The 21,471-nt window shown below is 64.0% G+C and carries 21 protein-coding genes, 1 tRNA gene and 3 pseudogenes; 15 read left to right on the plus strand and 10 right to left on the minus strand.

Annotated features, from left to right (window positions below; all coding sequences use genetic code 11):
* The first annotated feature begins 23 nt into the window (after positions 1-23).
* Complete coding sequence (locus tag HQ394_RS13880) at positions 24-653, plus strand: glutathione S-transferase family protein (protein ID WP_190260731.1); 630 nt, start codon at positions 24-26, stop codon at positions 651-653.
* A gap of 31 nt (positions 654-684) precedes the next feature.
* On the opposite strand, the gene HQ394_RS13885 is transcribed toward HQ394_RS13880, so the two are convergent.
* Positions 685-1,584, minus strand: a complete 900-nt coding sequence (locus HQ394_RS13885) for a branched-chain amino acid aminotransferase (protein WP_190260732.1) — start codon at positions 1,582-1,584, stop codon at positions 685-687.
* A 162-nt stretch (positions 1,585-1,746) separates the two neighbouring features.
* Between HQ394_RS13885 and HQ394_RS13890 the strand changes: the two genes are divergently transcribed.
* From HQ394_RS13890 to HQ394_RS21600, 3 genes are all read left to right on the plus strand, one after another.
* Positions 1,747-2,295 carry a MarR family winged helix-turn-helix transcriptional regulator gene (locus HQ394_RS13890; RefSeq protein WP_223291587.1) on the plus strand — a complete coding sequence of 183 codons (549 nt, stop codon included), beginning with the start codon at positions 1,747-1,749 and terminating at the stop codon, positions 2,293-2,295.
* Between the two features lie 89 nt (positions 2,296-2,384).
* Positions 2,385-3,068, plus strand: coding sequence for a response regulator (locus tag HQ394_RS13895; protein WP_190260733.1), 684 nt, complete (start codon positions 2,385-2,387; stop codon positions 3,066-3,068).
* A gap of 546 nt (positions 3,069-3,614) precedes the next feature.
* A complete protein-coding gene (locus HQ394_RS21600; RefSeq protein ID WP_456151619.1) occupies positions 3,615-4,394 on the plus strand; it encodes an ATP-binding protein in 780 nt (259 codons plus the stop codon).
* 33 nt (positions 4,395-4,427) lie between these two features.
* On the opposite strand, the gene HQ394_RS13905 is transcribed toward HQ394_RS21600, so the two are convergent.
* From HQ394_RS13905 to HQ394_RS13935, 7 genes are all read right to left on the minus strand, one after another.
* Complete coding sequence (locus HQ394_RS13905) at positions 4,428-4,763, minus strand: tRNA-binding protein (RefSeq protein WP_190260735.1); 336 nt, start codon at positions 4,761-4,763, stop codon at positions 4,428-4,430.
* A gap of 124 nt (positions 4,764-4,887) precedes the next feature.
* Positions 4,888-5,361, minus strand: a complete 474-nt coding sequence (locus HQ394_RS13910; RefSeq protein ID WP_190260736.1) for a phasin family protein — start codon at positions 5,359-5,361, stop codon at positions 4,888-4,890.
* Between the two features lie 334 nt (positions 5,362-5,695).
* A complete protein-coding gene (locus tag HQ394_RS13915; RefSeq protein ID WP_223291588.1) occupies positions 5,696-6,172 on the minus strand; it encodes a phasin family protein in 477 nt (158 codons plus the stop codon).
* Positions 6,173-6,432: 260 nt separating this feature from the next.
* The gene (locus tag HQ394_RS13920; protein ID WP_190260737.1) at positions 6,433-7,080 is read right to left on the minus strand and encodes a TetR/AcrR family transcriptional regulator; all 648 of its coding nucleotides are present in this window, start codon (positions 7,078-7,080) and stop codon (positions 6,433-6,435) included.
* A gap of 160 nt (positions 7,081-7,240) precedes the next feature.
* Complete coding sequence (gene proC / locus HQ394_RS13925) at positions 7,241-8,059, minus strand: pyrroline-5-carboxylate reductase (protein WP_190260738.1); 819 nt, start codon at positions 8,057-8,059, stop codon at positions 7,241-7,243.
* A 118-nt stretch (positions 8,060-8,177) separates the two neighbouring features.
* Entirely contained in the window at positions 8,178-8,678 is a 501-nt protein-coding gene (locus HQ394_RS13930) for a type III secretion system chaperone family protein (RefSeq protein ID WP_190260739.1), read from the minus strand.
* A gap of 221 nt (positions 8,679-8,899) precedes the next feature.
* Positions 8,900-9,199, minus strand: a complete 300-nt coding sequence (locus HQ394_RS13935; RefSeq protein ID WP_190260740.1) for an accessory factor UbiK family protein — start codon at positions 9,197-9,199, stop codon at positions 8,900-8,902.
* 187 nt (positions 9,200-9,386) lie between these two features.
* Here HQ394_RS13935 and lgt point away from each other — a divergent pair.
* From lgt to HQ394_RS13950, 3 genes and pseudogenes are all read left to right on the plus strand, one after another.
* Positions 9,387-10,181, plus strand: a pseudogene (gene lgt / locus HQ394_RS13940) (prolipoprotein diacylglyceryl transferase); the annotation flags it as partial.
* A gap of 234 nt (positions 10,182-10,415) precedes the next feature.
* Complete coding sequence (locus HQ394_RS13945; protein WP_317629041.1) at positions 10,416-11,330, plus strand: class I SAM-dependent methyltransferase; 915 nt, start codon at positions 10,416-10,418, stop codon at positions 11,328-11,330.
* Between the two features lie 157 nt (positions 11,331-11,487).
* A complete protein-coding gene (locus HQ394_RS13950) occupies positions 11,488-11,895 on the plus strand; it encodes a ComEA family DNA-binding protein (protein ID WP_223291589.1) in 408 nt (135 codons plus the stop codon).
* Positions 11,896-11,946: 51 nt separating this feature from the next.
* On the opposite strand, the gene HQ394_RS13955 is transcribed toward HQ394_RS13950, so the two are convergent.
* Positions 11,947-12,022: transfer RNA gene (locus HQ394_RS13955), tRNA-Phe, on the minus strand.
* Positions 12,023-12,864: 842 nt separating this feature from the next.
* Here HQ394_RS13955 and HQ394_RS13960 point away from each other — a divergent pair.
* From HQ394_RS13960 to HQ394_RS13995, 8 genes and pseudogenes are all read left to right on the plus strand, one after another.
* Positions 12,865-13,239: a c-type cytochrome gene (locus HQ394_RS13960; protein ID WP_190260741.1), complete on the plus strand. Its 375-nt coding sequence runs from the start codon at positions 12,865-12,867 to the stop codon at positions 13,237-13,239.
* Positions 13,240-13,252: 13 nt separating this feature from the next.
* Positions 13,253-13,939 (plus strand): hypothetical protein, encoded by a 687-nt coding sequence (locus HQ394_RS13965; protein WP_223291590.1) that lies wholly within the window; start codon positions 13,253-13,255, stop codon positions 13,937-13,939.
* A gap of 273 nt (positions 13,940-14,212) precedes the next feature.
* Entirely contained in the window at positions 14,213-14,596 is a 384-nt protein-coding gene (gene tnpA, locus HQ394_RS13970; protein ID WP_190260387.1) for an IS66-like element accessory protein TnpA, read from the plus strand.
* The gene (gene tnpB, locus HQ394_RS13975) at positions 14,593-14,946 is read left to right on the plus strand and encodes an IS66 family insertion sequence element accessory protein TnpB (protein ID WP_190260124.1); all 354 of its coding nucleotides are present in this window, start codon (positions 14,593-14,595) and stop codon (positions 14,944-14,946) included. The genes tnpA and tnpB overlap by 4 nt, the downstream gene beginning before the upstream one ends.
* A gap of 72 nt (positions 14,947-15,018) precedes the next feature.
* Positions 15,019-16,630 (plus strand): annotated as a pseudogene (tnpC, locus tag HQ394_RS13980) (IS66 family transposase).
* A gap of 90 nt (positions 16,631-16,720) precedes the next feature.
* Entirely contained in the window at positions 16,721-17,290 is a 570-nt protein-coding gene (locus HQ394_RS13985) for an RraA family protein (RefSeq protein ID WP_223292106.1), read from the plus strand.
* Positions 17,291-17,471: 181 nt separating this feature from the next.
* A pseudogene (locus HQ394_RS20070) lies at positions 17,472-17,666 on the plus strand (transposase); the annotation flags it as partial.
* A gap of 428 nt (positions 17,667-18,094) precedes the next feature.
* Positions 18,095-19,456, plus strand: a complete 1,362-nt coding sequence (locus tag HQ394_RS13995; RefSeq protein ID WP_223291591.1) for a hypothetical protein — start codon at positions 18,095-18,097, stop codon at positions 19,454-19,456.
* Positions 19,457-19,813: 357 nt separating this feature from the next.
* Here the strand turns inward: HQ394_RS13995 and tnpC (HQ394_RS14000) are convergent, their stop codons facing one another.
* A complete protein-coding gene (tnpC, locus tag HQ394_RS14000) occupies positions 19,814-21,424 on the minus strand; it encodes an IS66 family transposase (protein WP_190260746.1) in 1,611 nt (536 codons plus the stop codon).
* Positions 21,425-21,471: the final 47 nt, after the last annotated feature.

The following is a 21,471-nucleotide window of genomic DNA, read 5'->3' on the forward strand; positions in this document are numbered from 1 at the left end:
ACGCGACGATACGGAGATCGACGATGCAGCTCTACGATTTTGCCCCGGCGCCAAGNCCCCGACGGGTGCGCATCTTTCTCGCCGAAAAGGGCGTCAGTATTCCGACGGTGCAGGTGAACCTGCGCAACGGCGAGCAACTCAGCGACTCGTTCCGTAAGCTCAATCCATGGTGCACCGTCCCGGTCCTCGAACTGGACGACGGCACCACCATCAGCGAGGCGATCGCCGTCTGCCAGTATCTGGAAGCGGCCTACCCTGAGCCGCCGCTCATGGGCCGGACGCCGGAGGAGAAGGGCGTCATCGCCATGTGGGAGCATAGGGCGGAAATCGATGGCTTTTCCGCCGCTGCCGAGGCGCTGCGCAATTCGACCCCCGGCATGCGCGGCCGGGCACTGCCCGGTGCCAACAATTTCGAGCAGATCCCGGCGCTGGCCGAGCGCGGCAAGGCGCGGGTGACACAGTTTTTTCAGGCACTCGANCGGCGCCTCGCCGAAAGCGAGTACCTCGCCGGGCCGGTCTATACCGTTGCCGACATCACGGCACAGGTTGTCGTTGATTTCGCCGGCTGGTTGAAGCTGACGCTGGGCGAAGATCTTGTGCACGCCAAGCGCTGGCATGCTGCTGTCAGCAGCAGACCAAGCGCCAAGGCGTAAACGGCGGTATGTACCTCAAGGGACGGGCGCTTCAGGCGGCACTTGCCGCCGACCGCGTCTGTCCGGTGATTGCCTCGTAATCGGCGATCATCAGTCGGGTCACTTCGCCCGGGGTAAAGCGGTATTGGTCGATTTCGCCCACCGGCGTGACTTCTGCTGCGGTCCCGGTGAGAAACACCTCCCGGGCATTGGCGAGTTCTTCCGGTCGGATTGCCCGCTCCACCACCTCGATGCCGCGCGCCCGGGCCAGATCGATGACCGTGCGCCGGGTGATCCCGTCAAGGAAGCAATCGGGGAAGGGTGTGTGCAGCCGTCCGTCCGGCATGACGAGAAAGATGTTGGCGCCGGTGGCTTCCGCCACTTGGCCCCGCCAGTCGAGCATCATGGCGTCGTGGTAGCCTTCCTTCTCCACGGCGTGCTTCGACATGGTGCAGATCATGTAGAGGCCGGCTGCCTTCGCCTTCGTCGGTGCCGTATCGGGCGCTGGCCGCCGCCAGGGGGCGGTCTTCAACCGGATGCCGCGCATCCTTGCCTCTTCCTGGAAGTAGGATCCCCAGGCCCAGGTGGCGATCGCCAGATGAATGCGGCTTGATTGCGCCGAAACACCCATCATCTCGCTGCCGCGCCAAGCGATTGGCCGGACGTAGCCGTCAACAATGCCGTTGGCGCGAATTACCTCTTCGCAGGCCCGATCCACGGCGTCGACACTGCAGGGGAGTTGAAAGCCGAGGATCTGTGCCGAATCGGCCAAGCGCTGCGAATGCTCGGTGAGCTTGAAGATGCTGCCGTTGTAGGCCCGTTCGCCTTCGAAGACGGCGGACGCATAATGCAAGGCATGCGTAAGGACGTGCACGCGGGCATCGCGCCAGGGCACCATCTCACCGTCGAACCAGATGAAGCCGTCGCGATCATGATATGGTTGCGTGGACATGCTACCTCTCTTCCCCCAGACATCCGTCCCTGCAACCCATGCGGCCGGAACCGGAGCTAACGTAATTTTATTCCAACTTTCGTTCTAACGCTTGCCACCCGTAACATTTGCGTGCATATATGTCAATAAGGCTGACGTGTTTTGCGGAGGAGGCGTTCACGGGTGGACCACGCCGATCGCGCCACGCGCCGGACCGGCGCCGCAGCGAAAGCGGCAGCAAGGGCGCTGCAATCGCCGCCACCGCCGCCACTGCCGCAGCCGCCCGGCGCAGCGGACGTGCGGCTGCGGCGCGCTGTTGAACTCCTCTACTTCGCCTATCGGGATTTCACCGCTGACGCCGATGCGCTGCTGGTGCGTTACCAGTTCGGTCGCGCCCACCATCGGGTCATTTACTTTGTCGGCCGCAGTCCGGGCATGGGGGTGGGCGACCTCCTGGCGCTGCTGCGGATTACCAAGCAGAGTCTTGCCCCGGTGTTGGCCCAACTCGTCGAAGGTGGCTTCGTCATCCAGCGGGCCGACGATGGCGATCGTCGCCGGCGGCGCCTCTACCTGAGCCCGGAGGCGGAGGAACTGGAGCGGCTGCTCACCGAGCGGCAGACGCAGCGGATTGCCGAGGCCTACGCTGCTGCTGGGCCGGAGGCCGTAGATGGGTTTTGCCGTGTCCTGTTGGCAATGATAAATCCGGATCAGCGGGGGCGCTTCGGCGACTAGCTGCGGATACCACCGCACGGCCGGCGTACAAGCAGAAGACCACCAGCGTTGCGCAGACAGCATTGCGCCAATCACCGGGGTGAGCACGGGTGAGCATCGACCAGCCGCATATCCTCCTGATCGACGACGACGCGAAATTGCGGGCGCTGCTGCAACGCTACCTATCTGATCAGGGTTACTTGGTTGCCGCCGCGTCAAACGCAGCGGACGCGCGGGTCAAGCTGACGAGCATTACCTTCGATCTTATTGTCCTTGATCTGATGATGCCGGGCGAGAGCGGCCTCGATTTCGCCGCCGACTTTCGCCGGCAGAGCACGGTACCGATCCTGATGTTGACGGCGATGGGCGAGGTGGAGGACAGAATCGCCGGCCTTGAGCGGGGCGCCGACGATTACCTCGTCAAACCCTTCGAGCCGCGCGAACTGCTGCTGCGCATCGGCAACATTCTCCGCCGCGTTCCCCAGACCGATGGCGATGCGCGCGAAGTGCGGATGGGCGAGATGGTCTTCGATCTCGAACGCGAGGAACTGCGCGAGGGATCGGAGGTCGTTCGCTTGACCTCGGTGGAGACGGCACTGTTGAAGGCGCTCGCGGCGCGTCCTGGGGTGCCACTCAGTCGCGAGGAGTTGATCGGCCTGACCGGCGCCGTGGGCGGTGACCGCGCCGTGGATGTCCAGGTGACCCGCCTCAGGCGCAAGATCGAGCGGGAATCACGCGAGCCCCGTTACCTGCAGACGGTGCGTGGCCGCGGCTATGTCCTGAAACCGGACTGATCATTGGCCCTGACAATGCTCCGGCAATTCTTCTGGCCGCGCACACTTCTCAGCCGCGCGCTGCTGATTGTGGTCGTTCCGGTCATTCTGGCGCAAATGCTTTCTGCCTACGTGTTCTTCGAGAGCCATTGGGACCAGATCAGCAAACGCCTCTCCCTGGCACTCGCCGGTGAGATCGTCCTGCTCGTCGAAGCCCTGAACGGGTTGCCCGATCAACACGCGCGCGACTGGCTGTTCGACGCGGCTGCGCGCCGGCTCGAACTGGACGTCCGGATGGAGCCGGAGGCGATCCTGCCCAACGCTCGCCCGCGACTGAGCTCGCTTGAAGGCGAATTGCGCCGCGCGCTGATCAGCAAGCAGATCAACAAGCCGGTCCGCGTCGACGAGCACGCCCGCGCCGGCAGCATCATCGTTTCGGTGCAACTGTCGCAGGGGGTCTTGACCGTAGCGGTGCCGCGAGGCCGCCTCTACAGCTGGACGACGCTGGCCTTTCTCCTCTGGAACCTCGGCTTGTCGCTGATCCTGATCGGCATCGCCACCTTGTTCATGCACAGCCAAGTTCGTCCCGTGCGCCGGCTGGCGCGGGCCGCCGACGAGTTTGGCAAGGGTCGGGACGTCCCCAATTTTCGCCCGGAGGGGGCGCGCGAGGTTCGCCAGGCGGCCGTTGCCTTTATCGCCATGCGCAATCGTATCCAGCGGCAGATCGCGCAGCGGACGGCAATGCTAGCTGGTGTCTCGCACGATTTGCGAACGCCGCTGACTCGGATGAAGCTGGAGTTGGAGATGATGTCGCCATGCGAGGCGGTGCGTGATTTGCAGGAGGATGTGGTCGAAATGGAGCGCATGCTCAACGGCTATCTTGCGTTCGCCCGCGGTGAGGGGACTGAACGGCCTGAGCCCTGCGATCTGACCAGTCTTNNTTTTGATGATGTTGTCCGGCAGGCTCGGCGCAAGGGTGGCATCGTTGAGCTGGTGACCGAGGACGATCTGATGTTGCTGCTACGCCCGGATGCGTTTCAGCGTTGCCTCAACAACCTGCTCGACAACGCCTTGCGCTACGCCCGTCGGGTTGTCGTTTCGGCGCGGCGTCTCGGTCACATTATCGAGGTGTTGATCGACGATGATGGTCCTGGGGTGCCGGCGGCGATGCGCGAAGAGGTGTTCAAACCCTTCTTTCGGCTGGAGGAGTCGCGCAATCCGATAACCGGGGGCGTCGGTCTGGGACTTGCCATCGCTCGCGACGTGGTGCGGAGCCATGGCGGTGATATCCTGCTCGATGACTCGCCGCATGGAGGGCTGAGGGTGCGCATCCGGCTGCCGATCTGAGGCGCGGCCGGTTGGCTTCGCCGACCTAGCTAATTAATAGAGGCGGCCGCCATCAGGCACGGGGTGGTCGGGTGTCACCAGCACCACCTCGCCGGCGGCATCGGGCACCCCCAACACCAGCACCTCGGAGATGACGGGGCCGATCTGGCGTGGCGGAAAGTTGACGACCCCAAGAACCTGACGCCCGATCAGGTCTTCCGGGCGGTAATGGCGGGTAATCTGTGCCGAACTTCTGCGCTCGCCGATTTCGCTGCCGAAATCAATCCACAGCTTCAGCGCCGGCTTGCGCGCGGCCGCGTTGACCTCGGCTCGGCGAATTGTCCCGACACGAATGTCGATCCGGCTGAATTCATCGTAGCTGATTGTCATCGCTACTAATCGCAAGAGTCAGGGTAGGGGAGCGGTCATTCACAACGAACACGGCCTCCCACCGCTTGGCTCCACAATCAAAGCCAAGCGAAGGAGGCCAGTCGTTACAGTCTGAAGAAGACGCTTACTTCGCCTTCTGCACCAGCTGCTTGAACTCGTCCAGGCTCGCGGTGACGCGGCTGTTGATCTGGCTGGTCGCATCGGTCTGCGACTTCGCAACCATCTGGCTGATCTCCTGCAGGCTGGCGAAGGTCCGCTCCAAGCCGCCCTTAACCAGATCGACCTGTGCCGCAACCAAGTCTTGCGGTGAAGAGCCGGCCTTGCCGAGCATCCCGGCCGCCTTCGTCATTTCGGCCATTGCTTCCTGCATGATCTCTGCCTGGCGCTTCATGACCGACTGCACGCCTTCAACTACGGTGCGGTTGGCGCTGACGAGTGCTTCAACGTTCTTTTTCTGGCTGGCAACGACAGTGTCCATGTCGACGCCGGGGATCTTGTACTGTCCCAACATCTTGGTCATCTCTTCGGCCATTTTCGACGGGTCGAAGCTCTTGAACATTTTGGTGAAGTCCATCAATTCCGGAGGCAGGCTAGCCATGTTCGTCATCCTCTTCTTAGCGCAACACGTTGGAGTATCGCATGCGATCAAACCCGTATTTACGGGCAGTGTCCACCGGATCGACTCGCGCCATCAGTCATTCTAGCGTCCGTCATCGTCACTACCTCTGCGGCTCTGGCGTGATCCATGATCTCGCATGACCCGCCTGACCACCGCAATCGCACACGTTCCGACTTTCTGACAACGGCATGTATGGGCAATGCAGTTGCCGATACCGATTCCTTCGAAGTGAGGGACCTACCCGCCTTCGCAGGAATCTCGGGGCCGTTCTTACGAACGGCCCCCAATCCGCACTCTTAAACGCTTCGCAGACCTAGCTCTGCTTCGCCTTTACCGCCAGTTCCTTGATCTCGCCGAGGGTGGCCGAGATGCGGGAATTGATCGTATCGGCAGCCTGTTGGTTGGCTTTGGTGACCATGTCGGCTAGTTCGCGCATGTTGCCGAGGGCGCGCTCGAAGGCGTTCTTCGCCAGATCGGCCTGCTGCGCGGCGATGTCCTGCGGCGACGAAGCTTTCGTCAGGGTATCGAGCGCCTTGGTGGCTTCGTTCATGGTCTCCTGGAGGATTTCAGCCTGCCGCTTGGCGACCGACTGAATGCCTTCGATAACGACGCGGTTGGCGCTCGTCAGGGCTTCCAGGTTTTTCTTCTGGCTGGTGACGATGCTCTCCATGTCGACGCCCGGCATGTTGTACGTCTTCAGCATATTCGAGAATTGATCAACGACTTTGGTCGGATCGAACTCCTTCATCATTTTCTGAATATCGAGAAATGACTCAGGCAATGCGGCCATGTGTAGGTCTCCCTTGTTCGCGTAAGCCCTAGCGCACCAGGGCTATCCATCTGAGGGAAAGTATGCTGAGCCGGCCGGCCGAGGTCAAGGCGAATGTTGCGCTGCAAAAGTCATTTTTGTGCAGTGCAGCAAAGTTTCTATCGGATTGAAATAGAATGGAAAAATAAGACGCGGGCATGCCATAGCGCAGCCGCGCAGCGGGCGCAAAGCAGCCATGCCGCAGTCGCACAATGAAAATGACGAATCGCGCCGTTTCTGGCTCAGATGAGCGTGGCTAGGTGGGTTGGACGGCATCCGTCGCATCGCCGACCGGAGGCGGGAGCGGCCGTGTCCGGCAGTTCCAGGAACGGCAGGCGGCGGATCGCCCCGTCGACCCGGGTCAGTGTCCGGTCCAGTGCGGCCATGGTGCGGGCCAGATCCGGACTGTCGTCGCTGATCCAAACCCTAAGCGTGTTCAAATAGATGAGAGCGAGACCGTGCGCGCGCAGGCCACCAACGACGCCGCTCGTCGACACCCCGGCCGCCTCCAGCATCCACAGCATCGACAAAGCAAACTGAGGCAGCAGCGGCAGCGCCAGCAGCGGATCGCGCGGCAGGTCACGGAGCAGCGCCGTTACCGCCGCCTTGTGCGCTTTCAGTACATCAAACCGGCGCATCAACACATCGAACAGGCGATCGCGCACCGGTTCGCTGTCGTCGGCCGCCGCACCTTCGAGGACTTGCTGGTCCACCCGGGTTAACAGGGCGGTCATCAGCTCCGCCTTGCTGCGGACATGCTTACGGACGTCGGCCAGTGGCAAGCCGGCCTCCCGGGCGATGTCCGCCATCGTCAGTGACCGCCAACCCTTTGCCGTGGCAACGGTCAGGCTTGCATCAATGAGCCGATCGGTGACCGAATGTGTCATCATCGCGAGTTGGGTATCCTTGCAGTTGCCGACGCGTGGCTGGTGGCAGAGGAATCCTCAGACCGGGTGCCGTAGTTTGGTACCGGGGATGATAGATCCAGACATGTCGAGGCGGGAGGGGGCAGGATGGCACCGCTGCCGGCGGCGGATGGTGCGCGGTCGATCAGTGGGAGAGTTCGCGCGACCGTGCAGCGGCGCGCCGCACCGCCTCTGTCAACAGCGGCTGCAGGCCGTCCTGCGCCATCAGCGCGGTGAGCGCCGCTGCGGTTGTTCCGCCGGGGCTGGTGACGCGGCGGCGCAGTTCATCCGCCGGTTCGGCGGCGCGAAACATCAATTCGCCGGCGCCGGTGATCGTCGCCCGCGCCATCTGCCGCGCCAGCGACGGTGGCAAACCCGCGGCGACTCCTGCTTCGGCGAGGCATTCTGCCAAGTAGAACACGTAAGCGGGACCGCTGCCGGAAACAGCGGTGACCGCGTCTATCAAGCTTTCGTCATCGAGCCAGACTACCTCGCCTACTGCCGACAGCAGGGCGTCGACGAGGCCGCGTTGCGCCGCCGAGACCGTGGCGGTGGCACAGGCGGCAGTCATGCCGCGGCCGACCGCGGCCGGCGTGTTGGGCATGGCGCGGACGATCGCCGCAGCATCGCCAAGAGCGCCGGCGAGCGACGCGAGCGTACGGCCGGCGGCGATCGACAACAGGACGGCACCAGCGGCGGCAAAGGGTAGGTACGCCGGCGCCACCTCGTCGAGCACCTGCGGCTTGACCGCAAGCACGACCACATCCACGTCTGCCAAAGACAGCCCGTCCGGGCGTTGGACAACGGTGATCGGCGCAAGTGCCACCAAACCCGCAGCCTTGCTGGTATCGGGTTCGATGATGGTGACACGGTCGGCAGCGACGCTGGCAGCCAGCCAACCGGTCAGCAGGGCATTGCCCATATGGCCGCAGCCGACGAGAACGATACGCGCGGTGGACAGCATGGCAGCGGCAACTGGCTACAAGAGGGGCGTTACGGTCGTGGATAGTGTCTTGATCACGATTGGCTGCGCCTGACAGCAGCGGAACGGTTCGAATGCACCGCTGCCTGTTTGCGAACGGTCAGGCTTCGCCGACTGTTTCGATCATCGCCGCAGCAAGCGCATCAGTGGGGGATTTGCCACCCCAGATCACGTACTGAAACGCCGGATAGAAGCGCTCGCAATCATGGATGGCGTTTTCCAGCACGTCTTCCACCTGGCCACGGCTCGGGCCCGGACAGCCGCGCAGCGGCAATGCGTGGCGGTAGGCAAGCAGGCCTTCCTCACCCCAAATGGCGAAGTGACCCATCCACACCTTGTCGTTGATCAACGCAAGCAGTTCATGCACCGGACCGCGCCGTTCACGCGGAACGCGGGTATCAAACGCCAGGGTAAAATGCATGGCGTCGGCCACGTCATTCCAGGCACAGAGAAAATTGTAATCGCACCAACGCCCAGGGACGTGCACTGCCATTTCCTGATCGTTCGGGCGATCGAACAGCCAATCATTGGCGGCAACAATCTGCTCGATTACGTCAAGTGGGCTGGTTTCTTCAGCCTCAGTCACAGACATCAGCGTCATCTGTCGTCTCTCCTCGAACGATGGGACGATGAGATGCAGGCAAGCGCTTTCCCCGTTCAGCTTCGGCGTGTTGGGTGTGTCCCCAACTTTTTGCGACGCGACCACGCTTCTCCCCAACATCTAGGCTGCCAGAACCGAAGATGCGTAGCAAGTCACGATTGTGAATCACCGCAGGCTCCTGTGGATAGGCGGTGGATGGGAAGGAAAGATCCCAAATCACGTCACGCCGCTGGCCCGTCAGTCGTCTGCTCCGCCATCGGCGGGGTCTCAACCTCGGGGGAAAGGCGCGCTTCCAGGGCGGCTAGTCGCTCTTGCATGAGTTCCATCGCAGCGACGGCCTCGGCCACCATCTCCCGGGTTGCCTCGAATTCCTCCCGGGTGACCAAGTTCAATTCGGCGGCAAGGCGCTCAACGCGCTGGCGGACGATCGCATCCACCTCTTCCTTCATGCCGACAACGGTCGACGCTGCGCCACTCGCGACCTTTGCCAAGTCCTCGAGCAGGCGGTTCCTGGTTTGCATGCTGGCGTTCCCAAACAGCGCGGCCAAAAAGCAGGGTCGATCACACGTTACCGCGCAGACATGGACGACACTCTTATTATAGGAGGCGGCGGCAGAGGCGCAACCTTTCGAGGGTTGTGAGTCATGCCGCGGGCGCTTATAAGCCCCGCAGCAATCCGACATGTGTGGCAGAAAGGCAGCGGACGGTATGACATTCGTCATCGCCTATCCGGCAATCGATCCTGTGTTGGTGGAAATCGGCCCCTTCGCTATCCGCTGGTACGCACTAGCCTACCTCGCCGGCATCCTGCTTGGCTGGCGGTATGGGCGATGGCTCGCGCGGCATTCGCCGCATCTGGTGCGGCCGGAGGACGTGGACGACGTGGTCGTTTGGGTGACGCTCGGCATCGTCATTGGCGGTCGGCTGGGCTACGTGCTGTTCTATCGGCCGGGCTATTACATCGAGCATTTGCTCGAAGTGCTGATGGTCTGGCACGGNGGGATGTCCTTTCACGGCGGACTGTTGGGCGTCATCGTCGCCAGCGTCGCCTACTGCCGATCGAGGCGCATTGCGGTGCCGGCGTTCGCCGACATCCTCTTCTGCAGCGCGCCCTTCGGGCTGTTTTTTGGCCGGATCGCCAATTTCATCAACGGTGAGCTGGCTGGCCGGCCCAGCGATGTTCACTGGGCGATGGTGTTTCCCGGCTACGGACCCCTCCCCAGGCACCCGAGCCAGCTCTACGAGGCGCTGCTGGAGGGCCTGCTGCTGTTTCTCATCCTCCACATCCTGTGGCGGTTTCCAGCGGTGCGGGAGCGTCCCGGGGTGCTATCCGGCGTCTTTCTCATCGGCTACGGCATCATGCGCTCGATCGCTGAACTGTTCCGCACCCCCGATGCCAACCTTGGCTTTATCGTCGGCTCGTTCACCATGGGTCAGCTATTGTCGCTGCCGATGATCCTGATCGGCGCGGCGATCGTCTGGTGGAGTGCCAACCGNCGCTCGCGTCACAGTCGTCCAGTGACNACCGCTTGCCCGTCTGTTAAGCGCCCGCCTCGAGGCCACCGGACCGATCAGCGTCGAGACGTTCATGGCCGAAGCCCTTGGCCATCCGCAATTCGGCTACTACCGCCAGGGGGCGCCGATCGGTCGCAGCGGCGATTTCATCACCGCACCGGAGATCAGTCAGATCTTCGGCGAGCTGATCGGCCTGTGNNGGCGGTGACGGTCTGGGAAACGATGGGGCGCCCCGAGCCGCTGCGGCTGGTGGAACTGGGGCCGGGGCGGGGCGTCCTGCTAGCCGACGCCCTGCGCGCCATCGCTCAGGTCCGACCGCAGGCGCTGGCGGCCCTGGCGCTGCATCTGGTGGAGATCAATCCGGATTTGCGGGCGCAGCAGTCCCAGCAGCTCGCCGGCGCCGGTCTCACGGATCCGCCCACTTGGCACACCGACGTGAGTGACATCGTCGCCGGGCCAAGCATCATTCTTGCCAATGAGTTCTTCGACGCGTTGCCAATCCGGCAATTCGTTCGCAGCGGCGAGGCGTGGTGTGAGCGCACCGTTGGCTTCGATGCGTCGACGGAGCAATTCCAGTGGCGTGACGGCGCGGCAACGCCACTGATGCTGCCGGTGTCGCTCACCGACTGTGCCGAGGGTGATGTGGTTGAGCAGTGTCCGGCGGCCGACGCACTGATCGACCGCATCGCCCGCCGGCTGCAGGCGTTCGGCGGTGCCGCGCTGCTCATCGACTACGGCTATGCCAAACCCTCCTTCGGCGACACGCTGCAGGCGGTGCGCGGCCATCGTATCGTCGATCCCCTGGCGGACCCTGGGCAGGTGGACCTAAGCCATCACGTGGACTTTCCGTCCTTGCGCCTGGTGGCGGAGGCGGCCGGGGCCAGCGTTTATGGTCCAGTGCCGCAAGGCCTGTTCCTCGGTCGGCTTGGCATCGATGTTCGCGCCCGGACGCTGGTTGCCGCCGCACCGGAGCGGGCACAGAGCATTGAAGGCAGCGTCCGCCGGCTGGTTCATCCCGGACGGATGGGGGTGCTGTTCAAGGCGATGGCGCTTGCCGATCCGCGGATGCCCCCGCTCCCCGGGTTCGCGGCGCCCCCGGTCGCTGACAGCGGCTGCGAGCGCCGGGTTACGCTCTAACGATGCACCGATGCATACTAGCCCGCCGTGCGCGGGCTTTTTGTCATGTGGACCTGTGACCACCGCACCATCAATTGCCGCGTGCGGTAGGCCATGCAAGGATCATGGACAATAGGCGCGCCCGACTCAGCGAGACGCGTCGGATAGGAGGTTGACGATGTGCAAGCGGTTGGCGATCGCCGCAACTCTCGTGTTTGCGGTTGCCCTGACGAACACGATGGCTCGGGCCTTGTCGCCGAATGACACACTGTTGGCTCAGGCAACCCAGATGCCGACCACGGCGCCGAAGTCGCCGGCGCCGACCACGGCACCAAAGGCGCCAACGACGGTCACACCCAAGGCACCGGAGGCATCATCAGCACCGGAAGCGTCCGCGGCGCTCATCGATATCAACAGCGCCAGCGCCGACGACCTGCAGACGCTCTCAGGAATCGGCGCGGCACGTGCCAAAGCCATCATGGGCGGTCGCCCCTATAAGGGAAAGGATGATCTCGTCAAGAAGGGCATCCTCCCGTCGGCCGTCTATGCGGGGATCAAGGACAAGATCATCGCCAAGCAGAAGTAGGACTTCGCACCGACCGGCGATCATGCGGATCATCGCATTGAGTGGGGGCGATGGTGCCCAGGGGCGGATTTGAACCACCGACACGCGGATTTTCAGTCCGCTGCTCTACCAACTGAGCTACCTGGGCATCAGGAAGGCCGACGATCGCAAAGTCGCCGGCAGCGATGGACTCGCTTATAGCAAGCTCATGTGAAGCCTGTCCAGTGAGTGAACGGCCGGGCGAGCCCATGGTTTGAAGGGACAACTTGCAGGCTGCCGTTATCATGGTGCCGAAGAATCATGGGGCATAGATTGGCCTTTGCGAGTTGCGCGGACGACAGCGGCCGAACTTGGATCCACGAATGAAAACAGAACCCTGCTGCCATGTCTCAACAGAGAGTTGGTCAATGCAGTGGCAGCTATTTCGATTAAGGAATTTGGAGTGAAATAAGATGAGATATATCGTTTCTTCGTTCGGCATAGAGTGCCTGGAGACTGGTCGTGCAGCCAACAGAATAGACGGCATCGACAACCGTCGATTCTGCGTCCGCAATATTGGGAACGCGACAACGAATATAAGAGCCCGGCCGAGGCTGTCGACGCCATAACGTCCGACGATGCGAACCCGGTATTTGTTACCACGCGCGGCAAGATAATTGGCCGAGCCGCCGCTGAGTTGTTGATGCGCAAATGAGCATAAGCGCTGCCAACGGCCGTCGATGTCGTCAGTAACCGATCGATGCAGCGCCCACCAGCATTCACACGCGGGTCGGCAGGCGATCGTGCCGGCCGGAGATATGGACTATAAATTAAATAAAATAACTTACCGAAAGTGCCCATTCGTCGTCAGTTGACCCCTGCCGGCAACGGCGATAGGGAAAGTAAGGTCGTCATCGGTGTTTCACATAAGGGCGATGCCTTCCGCTTAGCGGCGCTGCTCACGCTGCTGTCCACGTGCGTATTCGACCTTGAGAACCACGGAGCTAAACCATGAAAACGGCCATCGTCTTGAGCGTCGCGACCGTTCTTTCGACCATGCTCGCGGTCGGTCACGCCGTCGCTGCCGATGCCGAGGCCGGAAAGAAAGCATTCGGCAGGTGCGCCGCCTGCCACACGGTGGAGCCCGGTAAGTCAAGAATGGGGCCAACCTTGTGGGGTGTCGTGGGGCGCAAGGCGGGCACGGTCGAAGGCTACAGCTTCTCGCCGGCGATGAAGGACTCGGGCCTGACCTGGGATACCGCTACCCTCGACAAATTTCTCGAGCAACCGTCAGCGGTGGTGAGGGCAAGCAAAATGGCATTCTTCGGCGTCAAGGATCCGGGCGAGCGCGCCAACCTCATCGCCTATCTCGAAACGCTGCATTAGCCGGCTCACCGCAGTGACCACTGTTCTTCTGCCCGCCACTGTCCGGAACCGGTTGCCCCGGAACCACTCACCCCAGTGCCATGCGTCCCGGTGCCGGGCGCTGGCGTGGCTGGATCAGCGCGGCCGGGCCGCCTTGTTCATCGGCGTGCTGCTGGCACTGCTGGTCAGCATCGCCCCGTCGATGGCGGGGGCAGCGGAGCGGCTGATCACCACCACCGGCGTCGGCACGGTGCAGCTTGGCATGTCTCTCGATGCGGCGCGGGCGGCGACACCCGGCTTCATCTTGAGCGAAAGCGTTGACGCCGTCGGGGACGGGTATGTGGCGGTGGCGGAGGACGACATCATTCTTATGCGGCTGTTCGCCGACGCTGGCGATCTTGGCCCGACGGTGGATTGGCATGCGGCGATCGTGGCGATCGAGGTGCTGGCGCCCAGCTATCGCACCACAGCCGGGGTCAGTCCGCAATCGCCGCTGGCCGAGGTGGCACAGGCCTACGGCCCGCTGATCCGTATTCGCCGCAGCGAGATCGATCGCCAGGAGTACGCCCTGTTTGCCAATCAGCCGCTGAACCTCGTCCTGCGCGTCGACGGCGGCAGCGAGGGTAGCGAAGCCGGCATCTACCTCCCCGGCACCGACATGACCGAACGCTTCCGCCTCGGCGCCCGCATCGCCTCGATCACCGTGCAGCAAGCGCTGTAGCGCGGCGCTGGTGGCGTCTTACTGTCTGTCGCCAAGCATACAGGAGGAAGCCGTGATCAATGAAGTGATTGCAAGACCACCGGCCGATCTCGTGCAGCAGTTCCGGGCGTTGCTCCGCCATGACTCCATCACCTGTGCAATCTCGGACTGCATGGGACGCTTTAACGCCATGACCGTAAGCGGAGCTCTGACCCCACGTTGCGGCCGGTGATTGCTCGCGGATGATGGCGGCTCCCAGGACGGAGGCGCCGCGTGGATCGTTTGCCAAGTAAGGTGCCAATTAATTGGCAAAGCGCCCGTCAGGGCGAGGTACTGCCGTGGGGTGAGCGGCGGCGGCGGTGGAGCTGGGAGGAGAAGGCGCGGATCGTCGCCGAAAGTTTCGCCCCCGACGCCGTGGCGAGCGCGGTCGCCCGCCGGCACGGGCTGCACCGCAACCAGCTGTATGCCTGGCGGAAGGAGTTGCGCCAAGCGGCGGACGCGGCGACGGCGGACGCGGTACCGCTCGACTTCGTGCCGGTAGTGGTGAGCGAGGGGCGTTGTCCAGCCGGCAGTCCGGCGATCGAGATCGAGCTTGCCGGTGCTCGGGTGCGGGTGTCGCCGGGCGCCGATCCGGTGCTCCTGGCGGACGTGCTCCGGACGCTGAAGGCGCTCGGATGATCGTCCCGCCTTCAGGCGTCCGGGTGCTGGTGGCGACGCGGCCGGTCGACTTCCGCTGCGGCGCCGACCGACTCGCTTCGATCGTGCAGACGGCGCTGGGGCACGACCCCTTCTCCGGGACAATTTACGTCTTCCGTTGCAAACGATCGGACAGGCTGAAACTGCTCGTCTGGGACGGCAGCGGCTTGGTGATGGTGTGGAAACGGCTGGAGGCAGGCGTCTTTCGCTGGCCGCCGGTGACCGGGGGCGTGATGCGGCTGTCGGCGGCGCAGCTGGCGGCGCTGTTGGATGGCCTCGACTGGTCGCGGATGCACGCGCCGCGTCTCGGTCGACCGAAGAAGGCACAATAGGCTGTGCCGGCCTGCCGGGGAAGCCACAAGAACTCTGGTAAGCGTCTGGCATCGTGCTTAGAATCGCCGCTCATGACCGACCTCGACGCGATCCCCGACGATCCTTCCGCGCTGCGCGCCGCGCTGCTGGCGATGCGGGCCGAGCTCGCCGCCGAGCGGGCCCTGCGCCGCGGGCTGGAGGACCGGAACGAGCGGCTGCAGCACTTCATCCGCCAGCTGCAGCGGATGCAGTTCGGAAGGCGGTCGGAGGCGCTCGACCCCGACCAGCTGAACCTGGCGCTTGAAGACCTCGAGCAGGCGGTGGCGGAAGCCGACGCCGAGGCGGAGAAGGCCGATCCGCCGCGACGCGAGGCCCGCGCCCGCGAGCGGCGGCAGAACCGCGGCACCCTGCCCGGACATCTGCCGCGGATCGAGGTGGTGATCGAGCCGCCGACGACCATCTGCCCGTGCTGCTCCGGTGCGATGCACATCATCGGCGAGGACCGCTCCGAACGCCTCGACGTGATCCCGATGCGCTGGCAGGTGATCGTCACCCGCCGGCCGAAGTACGGCTGCCGCGCCTGCGGGAGTGCTGTGGTGCAGGCGCCGGCGCCGCCGCGGCTGATCGAGGGCGGCCTGCCCACCGAACGGCTGGTGGCGCACGTGCTGGTGGCGAAATATGCCGACCATGCGCCGCTCTACCGCCAGGCACAGATGCTCGCCCGGCAGGGTATCGCCCTCGACCGCTCGACGCTGGCCTCCTGGGTCGGCACCGCGGCGGCCGAGTTGAAGCCGCTGTGGCGGCTGCTGCGCGACGATCTGCTCGGCTCGGCGAAGCTGTTCGTCGACGAGACGCCGGCACCGGTGCTCGATCCCGGCCGCGGCCGGACGAAGACCGGCTGGTTCTGGGCGATCGCCCGCGACGACCGGCCGTGGGGCGGCGCCGATCCGCCGGCGGTGGTGTTCACCTACGCACCCGGCCGCGGCCACGCGCACGCGGCCACGCTGCTGAAGGACTTCCGCGGCATCCTGCAGACCGACGCCTATGCCGCCTACAAGGCGGTGGCCGGGGCTGCGGGCGACGAAGCGGCTGCCGGGTCCGCCGACGGCGGCGTCCTCCTCGCCCACTGCTGGGCACACTGCCGCCGGCGATTCTACGAGGTCGCACAGAAGCGGCCGGCGCCGATCGCCCATGAGGCGCTGCGGCGGATCGCCGCGCTGTACGAGATCGAGGCGGAGATTCGTGGCAGGCCCGCCTGCGAACGGCGAGCCGTCCGGCAGGCGCGGACGAAGCCGCTGCTGGACGCGATGCGGCCATGGCTCGAGCAATGCCGGGCGCAGCTGTCGAAGAAGTCGCCGCTGGGCGAGGCGATCGGCTACCCGCTGAACCAGTGGGAGGGGCTGACCCTCTTCCTCGACGACGGCCGGATCGAGATCGACTCGAACGTCATCGAGCGCTCAATGAGGCCGATTGCTCTCAATCGCAAGAACGCACTCTTCGCCGGCCATGACCTGGGAGCGGAAAACTGGGCGGTGCTGGCGTCATTGATCGAGACCTGCAAGTGGCACGCGGTCAACCCGGAAGCCTGNGCTCGCCGACGTGCTCGCCCGCCTCGTCTCCGGCTGGCCGAACCGCCGCCTCGCCGAGCTCACCCCCTGGGCATGGAAGGCCGAGCAGGACGCCCTCCACCGCGCCGCCGCGTGACCCATTCCGCTGCGGCCGAGGTCAAGACCGAGCACTCTGGCAAGCGAAAAGCAGGTGCGGCCGGAGCTTCGCTTACCCATGACCTCGGATATGCGGCCGCTCTTCAAGGGCATCCGTTTTGTCGGCACGGCGGTGACGGTGAGGACGCTCGCGTCGGATCTCGCCGCGGCGTTCAAGGCCATCGACATCAGTCAGCCAGGGGATGTAGTGGTCATCGACTCGCACGGATCGGTCAACACGGCCTTCTGGGGCGAGAACATGACCATGTCAGCGCTCAACCGTGGGGTTGTCGCCGCGGTCATTGATGGCGCCTGCCGCGATGTGGAAGAAATCCGTAAGATGGGCTTCCCGGTGATATGCAAGGGAATCGTGCCGAACGTTGCCGCGATCGCCGGCTATGGTGACGTCAATGTGCCGATTCAATGCGCCGGAGTGACGGTGTCGCCAGGGGATATTGTCGTCGCCGACGGCAATGGGGTGGTGATTGTGCCGACGGGCGAGGCTGCTGCCATCCTGCTCAAGGCACAACGGCTGCTTGCAACCGAAGGCATCGTTCAGGACAAGATCCGCGCCGGTGCCACCATCGGCGAACTGATCAACGTGGATGAGGTGCTGCGTAGCACATTCGCCTATCAGGACAAGGCCTCGAAAAGCGATTGAGGTCGCCATATCGACCCCTGCAACCGCGGTGACAAAGCAAAGGCTGCCGCAGCGAAACATGTATGGCCGAGTAACGACGAGCCGCACCATGCTTTGATCGAAGCTGTATCCCGATCATGTCGATTGCCGCCTGAACCGCTCCGGTTTGTTCGGAGGCTCCAACTTTTGAGGGTATGGAGCGATGACGAGCAAGACGACGAACAAGTTTTCCCCGGAAGGGCGCGGCCGGGCGGTGCGGATGGTCCTCGAACACGAGGGCGAGAACGCTTTGCGATGGGCCGCCATTGCCTCGATCGCCACCAAGATCGGCTGCACGCCGGAGACGCTGCGGCGGTGGGTGAAGACGGCGGAGCAAGACAGCGGTCGGATCGACGGCGGCAAGTCTCTTACCCCCAGATGCGACACCACCCCAGGCGACGTGATCGGGTGCTGCTTTTGCAGGCTAAAGTGCCTCGCGACAGTCAAAAGCGACCGGGCGACGGGAAGGGGGTAAAGAGTCATGCGGATGACAGACAAGGGTCACGCTGAAGTAGATAATCTCGCCGAGAGGCGCAACTTCCTGTATTTGTGGCCATTCGTGGTGGAAGCGGAGAGGAATAAGGCGGTTCTTGCGAGTCGTTCGCTATAGACAACAAGCATGCGACGGAATATTGTCTACCTATAGTTGTTATAAGAAACGTAGGTATTGTAGGGGCGAGCAATGGTGGGAATCGGGGCGGCTTTATCGCCTGTAGGTGGAAGCTTTTTCTTTTTTCTGCTTTTCTGCTGATTGCTGTGCCGGCAGTGGCATGTGACGACGCGGCGGTGTTCGAAGGGCTCCGGTTGTTTACCCAGGAGACCTTTGGCGGTAACGGCCGGACCTGCGCCACCTGTCACCCGCCCACCCATAATTTTACCATCGACCCGGCGTACATCGGCACGCTGCCGGCCGATGATCCGTTGTTCGTCGCCGAGAATAATCCGAAGCTGCGCAGTCTCGAGCGGCCGGAGCTCCTGCGTCAGGAAGGCTTGATTTCGGTCAATGTCGACGGTTTCGGCAGACCCGCTGTATCGCGCAGCGTCCCGCATCTGCATGGGCTGTCGCAGTCGATCAAGCCAGGGGCCACACCTTTCCCAAGCGCACATATGACAGGCTGGTCGGGAGATGGCTCGCCCGGTCCCGGCTCGCTGCGTACCTTTGCCATGGGTGCCGTCCGCCAACATTTTACCCGGACGATTGCCAGGCGCGCCTGCGGCTCCGCCACCTATAATCCCGACCAATGTGACTTTCGCATGCCGTCCGAAGCCGAACTCAATGCGCTTCAGGAGTTTCAGCTTTTCCTCGGCCGCCAAAGCGAGATCAATATCGAGCCGTATAGCAACAACCCTGGCGAGATCGTCTTCCGCGATTGGGATGTCGAGTACGGCAAGATGCTCTTTCATACCGTCGCTGGCGGCGAAAACCTGAGCTGCGCCAGTTGTCACCGCAATGCTGGCGCCAATGACCAGGACGGCAATGGCACCTTGTTCGATGTCGGTGCGAACAAGGACCCACGCATTCCCGCCTGTCTCGATCCGGGCAAGGTGCCGGGTGATGGCGGTTTCGGCCGCGTTACCCAGGCCACCGCAAGCGGCAAGGCAATATGCGGCACGGCCAAAGACTTCAACATCGTGTTCACCGGCGATAATCGGTTCAATACCCCCTCGGTGATTGAAGCCGCCGACACCGGGCCCTTCTTTCACAATAACATCGTCAACACGATCGAGGACGCGGTGGCGTTCTATTCGGACGCAGCGTTTGCCGGATCCGAAGCCGCCAAAGGCGTCGCCTTTCAATTTTTGCCCGAGGAGCAGCAACAGATCGCCGCAATGTTGCGAACGGTGAACGCCCTCGACAACATGAACAATAGCGATCGCTTCGATTTGCTGGCGCTGCGCGGCGCCGCTAGCCAGCCGACGTTGACGAAGCTGGTGATCAAGATTGCCGCATCGGAAACCAAGGATGCCATCGGGGTGCTGACCGGGAGCCCGCTGCCGATTTATGCCGACACCGACGTCATATCGCTGCTGAACCAAGCTTTGGCGGAGGAGCAGCAGGCGATTACGGCCTGGAATCCGCAGTTGATGTATCGGGCAGTGAACTTACGCAAGCGTGCTCGCGCCGAGATGATCCGCTCACGCGAGTAGCTGCGCGCCGCCGCTGAGGGTTGTGGCAGATTTTAATGTCGGCAAACAGGTCGCGGCGCGCGTGGCGTCGCGAGTGTGGTGCACCTGCCCAGCATTGAACGAACTCTGGGAACGAGCCCTGGCGATCTCTCGTAACATACGGTGACCGGCTCGAGACATGGGTGACGGTTTGCACCGGACACATGGGGTAACACTTTCCGCTTTCGGGCGGGACGGGTTGATGCCGTGGAGAGAGTGTTCGGTCATGGACATGGAAGAGCGCTTGGTCTGCCAGCCTCACCGTAAGCGAAGCTCCGGCCGCACCTGCTTTTCGCTTGCCAGAGTGCTCGGTCTTGACCTCGGCCGCAGCGGAATGGGTCACGCGGCGGCGCGGTGGAGGGCGTCCTGCTCGGCCTTCCATGCCCAGGGGGTGAGCTCGGCGAGGCGGCGGTTCGGCCAGCCGGAGACGAGGCGGGCGAGCACGTCGGCGAGCCAGGCTTCCGGGTTGACCGCGTGCCACTTGCAGGTCTCGATCAATGACGCCAGCACCGCCCAGTTTTCCGCTCCCAGGTCATGGCCGGCGAAGAGTGCGTTCTTGCGATTGAGAGCAATCGGCCTCATTGAGCGCTCGATGACGTTCGAGTCGATCTCGATCCGGCCGTCGTCGAGGAAGAGGGTCAGCCCCTCCCACTGGTTCAGCGGGTAGCCGATCGCCTCGCCCAGCGGCGACTTCTTCGACAGCTGCGCCCGGCATTGCTCGAGCCATGGCCGCATCGCGTCCAGCAGCGGCTTCGTCCGCGCCTGCCGGACGGCTCGCCGTTCGCAGGCGGGCCTGCCACGAATCTCCGCCTCGATCTCGTACAGCGCGGCGATCCGCCGCAGCGCCTCATGGGCGATCGGCGCCGGCCGCTTCTGTGCGACCTCGTAGAATCGCCGGCGGCAGTGTGCCCAGCAGTGGGCGAGGAGGACGCCGCCGTCGGCGGACCCGGCAGCCGCTTCGTCGCCCGCAGCCCCGGCCACCGCCTTGTAGGCGGCATAGGCGTCGGTCTGCAGGATGCCGCGGAAGTCCTTCAGCAGCGTGGCCGCGTGCGCGTGGCCGCGGCCGGGTGCGTAGGTGAACACCACCGCCGGCGGATCGGCGCCGCCCCACGGCCGGTCGTCGCGGGCGATCGCCCAGAACCAGCCGGTCTTCGTCCGGCCGCGGCCGGGATCGAGCACCGGTGCCGGCGTCTCGTCGACGAACAGCTTCGCCGAGCCGAGCAGATCGTCGCGCAGCAGCCGCCACAGCGGCTTCAACTCGGCCGCCGCGGTGCCGACCCAGGAGGCCAGCGTCGAGCGGTCGAGGGCGATACCCTGCCGGGCGAGCATCTGTGCCTGGCGGTAGAGCGGCGCATGGTCGGCATATTTCGCCACCAGCACGTGCGCCACCAGCCGTTCGGTGGGCAGGCCGCCCTCGATCAGCCGCGGCGGCGCCGGCGCCTGCACCACAGCACTCCCGCAGGCGCGGCAGCCGTACTTCGGCCGGCGGGTGACGATCACCTGCCAGCGCATCGGGATCACGTCGAGGCGTTCGGAGCGGTCCTCGCCGATGATGTGCATCGCACCGGAGCAGCACGGGCAGATGGTCGTCGGCGGCTCGATCACCACCTCGATCCGCGGCAGATGTCCGGGCAGGGTGCCGCGGTTCTGCCGCCGCTCGCGGGCGCGGGCCTCGCGTCGCGGCGGATCGGCCTTCTCCGCCTCGGCGTCGGCTTCCGCCACCGCCTGCTCGAGGTCTTCAAGCGCCAGGTTCAGCTGGTCGGGGTCGAGCGCCTCCGACCGCCTTCCGAACTGCATCCGCTGCAGCTGGCGGATGAAGTGCTGCAGCCGCTCGTTCCGGTCCTCCAGCCCGCGGCGCAGGGCCCGCTCGGCGGCGAGCTCGGCCCGCATCGCCAGCAGCGCGGCGCGCAGCGCGGAAGGATCGTCGGGGATCGCGTCGAGGTCGGTCATGAGCGGCGATTCTAAGCACGATGCCAGACGCTTACCAGAGTTCTTGT

The organism is Defluviicoccus vanus (assembly GCF_014672695.1).
Taxonomy (GTDB): domain Bacteria; phylum Pseudomonadota; class Alphaproteobacteria; order Rhodospirillales; family Defluviicoccaceae; genus Defluviicoccus; species Defluviicoccus vanus.